The sequence below is a fragment of the Mycoplasma sp. 3686h genome, assembly GCF_056781225.1.
This window is the reverse complement of sequence record NZ_CM165562.1, coordinates 923861-935699: the sequence shown is the minus strand read 5'-3', so window position 1 is coordinate 935699 and position 11839 is coordinate 923861. Positions and strand designations below refer to the sequence as shown.

Genomic DNA, 11839 nt, shown 5'->3' with positions numbered 1-11839 from the left:
TTTTTAACTAATACTGCTTAAATAGTGGATAAAAAATTAAAATTAAATCTGTTTAACCAATTAAATTTTTAATCGGTTTATATTTAATTCGGTGTATAGGAGTAATTCCTTTTTCGATAATAGCTTGATGGTGTTGCTTAGTTCCATATCCTTTATGACAAGCAAATCCATAACCTGGATATTGCTTGTCAAGTTTTATCATTAAATTATCACGATATACCTTAGCAATAATGCTAGCCGATGCTACATTATAAGAAAGTTGATCACCTTTAATTAGATTAATTTGATCAATGTCAGTGTAGATTTTTTCGTAATCCGTAATAACAACTTCAGGAGTAATTGACATTTGTTTTATACAATTACTCATTGCTATTTTAGATTCTTCTTTTGGATTAGAAAGATTGATATCTTGCACTTTTCTTACTGAAATTTGTACTTCAAGAGCTTGATTAAATATTTGCTGATATAATTTTTCTCTTCTAATATGAGTTAGCTTTTTAGAATCATTAATATCTTTTAATTTAGAGTTTAAAGGCATAATTACACACGCAGCAACCAATGGACCAGCTCATGAACCTCTACCAGCTTCATCACAACCGGCAATTACCTTCTTGTTGGATAAAAACTCTTTTTCATAATCTAACATATGAAAAATTATAAATAAAATAAACAATGTTGCTTGAAATATTAAGCTTATGAATATAATTTTAATATGGCAGATAGAGTAAAAGTTTATTGTCAAAAATGCAATGAGTATTTTGAGTTTATTTTTGGATTAATCCCTGAATTAAAACCAATAGAATGATTTTTAGACAAAATTGTTAAGACACAAAAAGATTTATTAGATTTAAATGTTTTTCTTCAAACTTTTCAAGCACAAAACAACGAATTAAACGAAATTTTTGGAGAAAAATACGATCTTAAAAAAGAACACGAGAAAATTAGTGACTTTTTTAGTCAAGAGGAAAAAAGATTACTTAAATTAAACCCATTAATTAAATTTGAAACTAGCATTTATCCGGTTGTTTTTGAAACACAATTAAATCAAAACAAAAAAGACATTTTTCATTTACCAATGTTAGAAATGCATTTTATCGGAAAGAAACAATATTATCGAACATATCCTGGTGTTTTATATATTCATTTTAATGAAGAGCAAACAATTTTTACTTGTCCTAACCATTTAAAATTAATCGCTGAAAGAGTTTATGAAGAATAATTTAGTTCAAGAACACTTAGAATTAGTTAATAAAGTTTTAAAAGATAAGCAAATTAATGAAATTAATTTACTTATTTATGAATATGAAGGTTTCCATAATTACACATATTCTGCAATAATAAATAATTTAAAATATCAAGTTCGCATTAAAAAAGATTTTTTAAAAGAACCAAAAAAATCTGAAGCATTATATTATTTACAAGATTTAAAAACCTTATATTATGATGATAATTTATTAATTCGTGAGTGATTTGAGGGTCAAACTTTAGAAAAAATTAAATTAACAAAAGAAATTCAAATTGCTGTATTAAAACAATTAAAAAAGTTTTCAAGCATCAAAATCCAGGCACAAGAGTTTGATTGATTTGAGAATGAAATCAATTCACCAGAATATAACAAAATAATTGCTAAATTTAAAGATTGACCAAAAGTATTGCATCACGGTGATTTAGTGTTAAAAAACATTTTAATTAACGAGCAAAAACAAGTTAAATTCATTGATTTAGAGTGAATTCGATTGAACTTTTTTGGTTATGATGCAGTAACTTTGTATAAAGAGGGATTTGATTTAAAACTAATACTTGAATATCTTGTAATTTCTAAAGAAGAATTTAATGATTTGTTGTTTATTAGCAATATCTTTAATCAATATACTTATAAAAGAGATTATGTTGAAAAAATTAAACAAGAAGTTACCAAAATTAAACCAATTGAATCATCATCAAAAAGCTCATATCTATTAAATGATCGAGTAGTTCAGTTTAAGAATAATGAGCAAAAATTATTAATTAAAGATTTAGGAAATCATGACTTTATTCCTTTTATTGCTTATGAGGATGAACAAATCATTTTAAGAAAATGAATTCATGAAGAAAAATTTCATTATTGTAAAGGAAATCTAAGACGTTTAGCTACAAAAATTAAGAAGTTTCATCAATTACCAAATCAATATTCATACACAATTAATCAATTTATCTTTAATCTTTATCAAAAATTTAAAGATAATGAATGAGTTAAACAAATTGAATCTGAAACAATTAAAAGAATTTTTGAGATTTTAGATAATCCTAAAGATTTAGTCTTATCTCATAATGATTTACACCAAGGTAATATTGTATTGAGTATTAATGATGGAAAATTCAAATTTATTGATTTAGTGAATGTTTCTATCAATAGTAAATATTTTGATCTTGCTTATTTAAGCACTAATTTAGATTTAAATGATGATAAAGAAATGCATTTACTCAAATGTTATGATAAAAATACTTCAAAAGAAGAATTTTATAAATATAAATGTATTGTTAATTTTTACGGATTATTGTGAGGAATTGAGTTGAATGACTTTTCACTGTTAGAGATTAACCTTAGAAGTATCGAAAAATATAAAATTTATTTATAAATTTTGTAAAATGACCATAAAAAAGCGTTTCCAAAACGTTTTTTATACTTTTTTCGAAATTAAAAGTAAAATTAAAGAATATAACGTTAAAATAAGGAATTATTAACCTGAAAAATGAAGGATTATTTAGATTATCAAGATATAGATTGAGTTGTTCCTGTTGATTATAAACCTTCAAGGAGAAAAAATGAAGGTATTCAATCAGAACAATCTTTAGAAAACGAATTTATAAAAAAATTGCTTCAATTAAAATATGAATATTTAAAAGATGTTAAAAACGAACAAGGACTAAAAGATAATTTAAGAATTCAAATCCAGAGACTTAACGATTATACTTTTAAAGATTCAGCAGAGTGAGAAGATTTTTATGAAAAATATATCAGTAATAAAAATCATAGTTATATCGATAAAACTAAACAAATTCAAAAAGCTGAAAAACTAATAATCAATTCAAATAACAAAGATAAAAAATCAATTATATTAATCGACCGTTCTAAAATCGAAAGAAATAAACTACAAGTTATTAATCAATTCGAAACTAATTCACAAAAGAAAAATAGATATGATGTAACAATTTTGGTTAATGGGCTTCCGCTTATACAAATCGAATTGAAGAGACGTGGAGTTTCAATTAGAGAAGCGTTTAATCAAATTGACAGATATAATGATCAATCATTTCAGAGTGGTCATGGTTTATTTAAGTATCTTCAATTATTTGTGATTAGTAATGGAACTTTTACTAAATATTATTCAAACACAACAAGATATTTAAATAATAACAAAAACAGCAATCCAAATTCTAAATTTAAATTTGGGAATCTTTTTAAAGATACAATAACTTGATCAGATCAACAAAACAAGCCAATTAATGATTTAATAGATTTTACAGAATGTTTTTTCAAACAAAAAACTATTTTATCGATTTTAAATGAATTTTGTGTTTTAAATGCAGAAAATAAATTAATAGTAATGCGACCATATCAAATTACTGCGTGCGAAAAAATAATCCACAAAATTAAAAAATCTTTAAAAAATAGTGAAGACATTGGAACGAAGAAAGCCGGTGGATATATTTGACACGCTACAGGTTCAGGAAAAACGTTAACATCTTTTAAAGTATCACAATTAATTTCACAGAATCCTAAAATTAGAAAAGTTTTATTTGTTGTTGATAGAAAAGATTTAGATAATCAAACTATTGAAGAATTTAACGGTTTTGATGAAGGTTCAGTATTTAGGTCTGAAAATACAGATCACCTTAAAGAAAATCTAAATGATCCTAATAAAAAGACAATTGTAACTACAATTCAAAAATTAAATAATTATGTAAAAAGCAATAAAAATCATTCATATTTTAATGATAACTTAGCAACTGTGTTAATTTTTGATGAGTGTCATCGATCTCAGTTTGGTGATACCCATATTAATATAAAAAAATATTTTAAAGATCATATTTTCTTTGGTTTTACTGGAACTCCGATATTTAGAGATAATACAAATTCAACTAAGCAGAACCAAACAACTTCAAGTCTTTTTGGTGAACGTTTACATAAATATACAATTACTAACGCTATAAAAGATGGAAATATATTAAAATTTTTTGTTCAATATAACAAAGTAATCAAAAAAATGAATGAAAAATTTAATCCTGAACTTAAGAAAAACAATTATAAACATCCAAAAAGGATTAAAAAAATTGTTAATTATGTTCTTGAAAATTACAATAATAAAACTTTAAGAAATTTAAATAACCCAAATAAGATAAGGTACAATTCGATTTTTGCAACTTCATCTACTGAATTAGCAGGAATATATTATAAAGAATTTAAAAAACAAATTCAAGAAAAAAATCTTAATTTAAAGATTGCAACTATTTATTCAAAAGAAACAAAATTAGAAGAAAACAATTTTCAAGCACAGAGCATTGATGATTTTAATTTAAGTGATAATTTTGATATAGATACATTAAATTTTAATCAAAGACAAATTCTTGAAGAAGCAATAAATGATTATAATGCTATTTTTTCTGTAAATTATTCATTAGATCATGATAGTTTTAATAAATATTATAAAGATGTTTCTGACAGAATTAAAAAGAAAGAACTTGACATGCTAATAGTATGTAGTATGTTTTTAACAGGGTTTGATGCAAAATCTTTAAACACATTATGAGTTGATAAAAATCTAGAAGAACACAATTTAATTCAAGCATTTTCTCGTACTAACAGAACTTATAGAGATGACAAAACTCATGGAAATATTATAACTTTTCGAGATCTTCAAAAGCAAACGGAGCAAGCACTAAAATTATATGGAAACGAAAATATTGAAGAAGTGTTTATAATCGATGATTTTGATAGTTATTATTCAAAATATTACACAGATATTAACGGACAAAAAATTTCTGGATATAAGTTACTTGTAGAAGAAATTAAAGCTAAATTTCCAATTAAAAAACTAGAAAATAATAATTTAACTGATTATCAAGAAAAAGAGTTTGTAACACTTTTTAATAAATTAGTAAAAACCGAAAACATTCTTCGTTCTTTTGATGAGTTCAATGAATTAATTAAAGAAGATGAATTTATAAATTCTCAATTAAAACAAGATTATAAAAGTTATTATTTAACAATTTATGAAAAATTTGAAAAACATCGTGAAAACAAGGAATTACAAAATAATTTAATAAATTTTGAATTTGAAATAGAGACAATTAGTAATAATGAATATGGACATAGAGAAATCCTTGAATTAATAGATAAAGAATTAAAAGTAATTGAATATTGAAATAAATCAGTTGTTAAAGAATTTGCTAATAAGAAAGAAAGAGAACTAGAATCTCAAATCATATTTAGAGAAAATAAAGATATGAAAGACATGACAATTAAATTTATATACGAACGAGCTGAGCAATTAGAAGATAATTTGCATTGAGACGAACTCCAAAAAGGTTTTGGAGATTTTTTAAGTAAACAAAAATTGTTCGATATAGAAAAACTTATTTCTGATTATTCTCTTATTGACAATGAATACAACAGAAAATATCTTTATCGTTGCATAGATAATTCTAATTTTAAAGGGTATGGAAAAGACATAAATAAATTAATTAAAACAAATATTTGAGATGAAAGAACCAAAACTAGAGAATTAATCGTTCAAAGAATAATTGAACTAAAAAATAAATACAATTTTTATAAATAGAAAAGGACAAATATGACTGAAGAAAGAAAAAGATTATATAAAATTATTTGAAGCGATATTCAAGACTCTTTCGGAAAAGATACAACAAACTTTAAAAATTATATTTTTGTTTTCTTGTTTTATAGATTCATTTCAGAGAATATAAAAAATACAGTCGATGAAATAAATAATAATAACACCAACTTAAATAAAAATATTAGTAATTATGAAGATATGAAAGATTCAGAAATTAGTGATTACATGAAGGAAAATATTATTAATGCAATCGGTTATTTTATAAAACCATCTGAATTATTTTCGAATATGTCTAAGCGTTTTATGGATAAAGATATTGCAGATCAAATTCAAACAATTTTTAATAACATTGAATTATCAGCAAAAAATAATCCAAGTGAAGAACATTTTAAGCATTTATTAAGCAATATTCAATTTAGTGATAATTTAATATTAGGTTCAAAAACAGAAGATGTTAACAAGAATTTTAAAAATTTATTTCGAATAATAAATGATATTACTTTTGATAAATCAAAAGAAAAATTAGAAGATATTTTTACCGATTTTTTTTATTTTCTAATTAATAATTTTTATTCAAATGAAAATAATAAAAATACCCAATTCTCACAAAATTTAGCATTAGAAAGTTTATTAGTCAAAATTGCAATTGATAAAAGAGAAAAAGTAGAGCGAATTTATGATCCGAATTGTGGAATAGGTTTATTTTTGTTAAAATCCTATGAATTTTTAGGATCAGACAATATTAATGATGGACTTTATGGAATTGAAAATGATTTAAACACATTCAATTTGGTTAGAATGAATATGTTTTTACATGGTATTTCGTATGAGAAATTTAAAATTCAAAAGAACGAAAATACTAATTCAATGCACGAAGAAAATAAATCTAGTGATTTAATTATTTCTAATTTATCAGCTATTAAACAAATTGATTCGGGAGTGAATTCAACTTCTAAAATTAAAATGAATTGTAATATTATATTTGATTCATTAAATAAATTATCTTCTGATGGAATCGGAGTTATTGCTTTACATTCGGACACTCTCTCTAAATTAAATGCTCAAAAACTAATAAATAATAATTATGTTCAATCCATTATTAAAACACACGATAAAACATTTTTGGAAGACGGAAAAGAATTATACATATTAGTATTAAAAAACAACAAAAAAGATAGTGAAATTTTATTTATTGATACTGCAAAATTATTTGAAACAACAAATGATAAATTATTGCTTGAAAATATTGAACAAATTTTAGAATTGTATTTTGAAAGAAAAGAGCTTCCAAAGATATCAAGAATTGTGTCTAAACAAGAAATAGAAAATAATGATTATGATCTTTTAGTTGATACATACATAAATCTTGTTAAAAAACAAACATGACAGGAAATAGATATTAAAAAAATAAATCTTCAAATTAAACAAATCGAAGATCACCAAGATTTTCTTAAAAAAGAAATTAATCAAATAATCAACGAATTAGAAGAGAAAATTGAATAAACTTAATCTATATTAGGAGTAAAATAATGGAAAATAATAATAAATTAATTAGATTAAAAGAATATATAAAAATAATCAATTCGTCTTCTGATTTTATTAAAAAAGAAAAAAGGTTAAAAGTCGGTTATTATCCTATTGCAACAAACCATAAAGAACAAATATATTTTACTAATAAAAAACCCAATCAAGAAGGTAATGTAACAACAATTATCAATTCAGGTAGTGCAGGACACTTATTTTTTCAAGATGAGGATTTTTTTCACATAAACGGTTGTTTAGTTGTTAAAAGTTCTGATGAAAATAAGCTTTTAAATAAATATTTATATTATTTTTTAAAAAATAAAGAATCTTATTTAATCGAAAAATCAGAAACTGAAAACGGAAATCATTCAATAAAAAATTCTATAATCGAAAATTTACAAATTCAATTACCAAACATTAAAAAACAAAGAAAAATAGTCAAAGTTCTTGATTTTTTAGAAACGTACAAAAAAGAACTTAAAGAGGTTTTAACAATAAGAAAAAGACAGTATGCATATTATTTAAATAAAGTATTAAATGATAAGTATTTATCTGATTTTAACGAATATAAAATAAGAGATATAGCAGATTTTGAAAGAGGTAGTTGAAGAAATAACATTCCCGAAGGAAATACTCATCGACTTTTTTCTGGATCAGACGATACTTTGAGATACACAGAACAATTTAATCGAGATAAAAATTCAATAATCATCACTCATTCTCAATCTGATTCAATTGTTATCACTTTTTGAGACAAGCCAATTTATGTATTAGATTGTTTCACTATTAGAACAAATGAAAAGATAATTTTACCAAAGTATTTATTTCATTTTCTTAAAAATAAACAAGATAAAATAAAATCTTGAAAATTATCTTATACAAATCAAGAATTTAATTTAAATACAATCGCAAACACTAAAATTATTGTACCTAGTTTGGGAACACAAGAAAAAATTGTTAATGTATTAGATAATTTTGAAGAAAACTTTAAAAAACTAAATATTATTTTACCTTTAGAAATTGAACTTCAAAATCAAAAATATAAATATTATCGCAATAAACTTTTAAATCTTACAAAAAATCAAGAACAACAACAAGAAGAAGATAATATATCCCAACTTATAAATTATGTCTTTTTGAATAATCATTCAGATAATATGGATTTATACAAAAAAATTAACTTAAGTAAGTATATAGAATTATTTACTAAAAAACAAATTTGTCAAGACGTAATAACTAAAAACGGAGATTTACCTATTATAATTTATGGATCGATTGTTATAGGATATTGTAATTATGACCAAGACAAAATTAATCCCCAATCAGGTGATGTAATTGTAATTAGTAATTCAACTAAAAAAGGTTCGATAAGTTTTCAAAAAAGTAAATTTATATTAGGTAAAGCTAGTTATGTAGTATCAAGTACAAATCAAGACAAACTTTTAACCAAATATTTATATTACGTTTTAAAAAACGAAGAAAACAAACTTAAAAAAGAATTAAATAAACCAGCTACTTTATCAAAAGACGATATCTTAAAATTGGAAATAAATATTCCTAATATTAAAATTCAAAAACGCATTGTTCAAATATTAGATAATTTTGAAAACCTAATTAATGATCATAAAAAAGGAATTGGTGCACTAAAAGAATTGGTTGATCAAAAATATGAATACTACTTTAAAACACTTTTTAATGACAATTAAATACTTATAATTAAACTAATATATATTTTTAAAAGGAATAAATGAACATTTTAAAACTCCAATTAAAAACAGTTAGATTTCGAGCTCAATGGTCTGTTCTTATCTATTTTGTTATTATATTTATTACTATTGCATTTATTGTTTGAGGGGTTAAACAAAATTTATTAATTAACAGCTCAGCAAAAACGGAGCTATTGGTTTTAGCATTGTATTAGGGTTTTTAATTTTAATATTATTTATTTTTCATTCATTAATAACTTTATCTTTAAGCAGAATCTCAATTTATTTTATAAATGAACAAGATAAAGTTTCATCAAAAGTATATGAACATTTATTTATTATTAGACTATTTGCGTTTATAATTATTTTTTTAATGCCCGTATGTTGATTTTTGGTGATTTTTAGAGTAAAAGAAATACTATCAGTTCAAGATTTTCAAGAAGAAAAAGAAAATACAAAAGATAATAATGAAGATTTATTTTGATAATACTTTCTTAAATTTAGATTTTTAAGAAAGTAAAATATTTAAGAGCTATTGTATAAATATAACAAAACCTTTAGTTTAAGGATTAATTAAAGGAGAAAAATGAACGATAATACACCTACTATTTCAAGTAGTATTATTTATTTAATAGACCATTATATAAGACCATTGGTAATCTTTATCACTGTTATTTTTGCAGTAGCTGCTTTTATAGCAATTATTTCATGAATATTTGATAATTTTTGAAAAAGATCTAATCCTCCAATCTATAAGAGACAATGATTTATGTATTTATTATTAATTGTCCTTATTTCTTTAGTGTTAATGATTTTTGGTTGAATAATTATTTCTGTAATCATAGGCACATTTGGAAAGTAGTTTAATAATCAAAATATAACATTATGAAATAAATTTGGAATTATTATTAACTAATTAATATTTTTGATTGTTAAACAATATAATTTCAATAAATATAAGGAAATTGTAAGTTATGAATGAATTACAAAACAAAAATCCTGTTAAATTGGGTGAATATATTACTCTAAAAACAGGAACACCTCCTAAAAAATCCAAAACATCGTTAAATACAGACTATCCAATAATTAGTGGTGGTCTTTTACCTATTGGTTATATAGATCAATACAATGAATTTGAAAACGCTGTATCAATCGCTAGAGCTGGTTCGGCAGGATATGTTAATTTTCAAAAAACAAAATTTTGAGCAAGCTCATTTTGTTTTGTTGCTAGGTCAAATAATGAACAAATCCTCTTGAACAAATATTTATATTATTTTCTAAAAACTAACGAAGATATAATTAAACAACAAGCAATTTCAAGTAGCATGCCTTCCATAAGAAGATCAATTATTTTAGACTTATCTATTTTTATTCCTGATATTCAAACACAAAGAAAAATTGTAAAAATTCTCGATTTATTCACTGATTTTTCGCAAGAGCTAACTGCAGAGCTAACTGCAAGAAATAAACAATACAAATACTATAGAAACAAACTTCTAAGCACTAATTACTTAACTGACATTAAAAGATGAAAATTAAAAGACATTGCTTCATTTGAAAGAGGACAATGAAAAATTGATATCCCAGAAGGAACCAAATACCCTGTAGTTTCAAGTGGTGCACAAGTTAAAAAATATACAGATATTCCAAACAGAGATAAAAATTCAATAACTGTTTCTTCTTCTGGGTCAGGAGCTGGTTTTGTCGCTTTTTGAGATACACCAATTTATGCTTCAAACTGTTTTACTATACATGCCAATCAAGAGGTAGTTAATCAAAAATACTTATTTCATTTCTTAAAAAACAAACAAGAATATATCTATTCTTTAAAATCAATAGGTGGAATACCCAATATTTATCCTTCTTATATTTCTGATATAGAAATTCTTATTCCAAGTTTGAAAATTCAGCAAAAAATTGTGGAAGTATTAGATAATTTTGAACAAATTTGTGCAGATTTAAATATCGGTCTACCTGCAGAAATTGAACTTAGAGAAAAACAATATCAATACTATAGAGATAAATTATTAACATTTACACAAGATATATTACACACATCAGAAAATGGAAGACAGCTAGCTAAAGACAGCTAGCTAAAGACAGCTTAATAAATTCTCTTATTAAACTTATTAATTTTGTCTTTTTTGACACAACTTCAGAAGCTTTACAAATACAAAAACCAGTTAAATTAGAAAACTACATCAATTTAACCAATGGGAGAAAACTTAGCAAAAACCTTTTTATTCCTCAGGGACAATATCCGGTATTTAACAGCGGAATTATACCAATGGGTTTTACCGATCAATATAATGAACAAGAAAACACAATTACAATATCACAGGTTGGAGCAGCAGGAAGTGTTGTTTTTCAAAAAACCAAATTTTGAGCAAATCCAAATTGTTATATTGTAAAGTCTAAAAATGAATCAATTATTCTGAACAAGTATTTATATTATTTCCTTAAAAATAAAGAAGATATTATTAAGAATCAAGCATTCGCTTCAGCTCCACCAATGTTAGCTAGAGAAAGTATTTTAAATTTACCTATTTCATTACCAAACATTCAAACCCAACAAAAAATAGTTGATATTTTAGATGACTTTGAAGAATTAACTAATGACTTAACACAAGGTCTACCTGCAGAAATTAAGCTTATAAATAAACAATATCAATATTATCGAAATTTACTTTTAACATTTTCTAAAAATTTAATATAAAAAACAATAAGACTAATAATTTAAAATATTTCAGTTTAAATAGCTATATTTTAGCCACA

8 protein-coding genes are annotated in these 11839 nt (G+C 23.6%); 7 read left to right on the top strand and 1 reads right to left on the bottom strand.

Annotated features, from left to right (window positions below):
* Nucleotides 1-52 precede the first annotated feature (52 nt).
* Nucleotides 53-646, bottom strand: a complete 594-nt coding sequence (locus tag AC1RP9_RS03760; protein WP_481822308.1) for a ribonuclease HII — start codon at nucleotides 644-646, stop codon at nucleotides 53-55.
* A 66-nt stretch (nucleotides 647-712) separates the two neighbouring features.
* Here AC1RP9_RS03760 and AC1RP9_RS03755 point away from each other — a divergent pair, with 66 nt between their 5' ends.
* The 7 genes from AC1RP9_RS03755 to AC1RP9_RS03725 all read left to right on the top strand — a co-directional run bounded on the left by AC1RP9_RS03755 (nucleotide 713) and on the right by AC1RP9_RS03725 (nucleotide 11780).
* Nucleotides 713-1219, top strand: a complete 507-nt coding sequence (locus tag AC1RP9_RS03755) for a hypothetical protein (protein WP_481822306.1) — start codon at nucleotides 713-715, stop codon at nucleotides 1217-1219.
* Entirely contained in the window at nucleotides 1209-2618 is a 1410-nt protein-coding gene (locus AC1RP9_RS03750; protein ID WP_481822304.1) for a phosphotransferase, read from the top strand. The genes AC1RP9_RS03755 and AC1RP9_RS03750 overlap by 11 nt, the downstream gene beginning before the upstream one ends.
* Nucleotides 2619-2732: 114 nt before the next feature.
* Nucleotides 2733-5819 (top strand): type I restriction endonuclease subunit R, encoded by a 3087-nt coding sequence (locus AC1RP9_RS03745; RefSeq protein ID WP_481822302.1) that lies wholly within the window; start codon nucleotides 2733-2735, stop codon nucleotides 5817-5819.
* A gap of 12 nt (nucleotides 5820-5831) precedes the next feature.
* The gene (locus tag AC1RP9_RS03740; protein ID WP_481822300.1) at nucleotides 5832-7337 is read left to right on the top strand and encodes an N-6 DNA methylase; all 1506 of its coding nucleotides are present in this window, start codon (nucleotides 5832-5834) and stop codon (nucleotides 7335-7337) included.
* 26 nt (nucleotides 7338-7363) lie between these two features.
* Nucleotides 7364-9064 carry a restriction endonuclease subunit S gene (locus AC1RP9_RS03735; protein ID WP_481822298.1) on the top strand — a complete coding sequence of 567 codons (1701 nt, stop codon included), beginning with the start codon at nucleotides 7364-7366 and terminating at the stop codon, nucleotides 9062-9064.
* Between the two features lie 974 nt (nucleotides 9065-10038).
* The gene (locus tag AC1RP9_RS03730) at nucleotides 10039-11157 is read left to right on the top strand and encodes a restriction endonuclease subunit S (protein ID WP_481822296.1); all 1119 of its coding nucleotides are present in this window, start codon (nucleotides 10039-10041) and stop codon (nucleotides 11155-11157) included.
* 11 nt (nucleotides 11158-11168) lie between these two features.
* A complete protein-coding gene (locus AC1RP9_RS03725) occupies nucleotides 11169-11780 on the top strand; it encodes a restriction endonuclease subunit S (protein ID WP_481822748.1) in 612 nt (203 codons plus the stop codon).
* The last annotated feature ends 59 nt before the right edge of the window (nucleotides 11781-11839 follow it).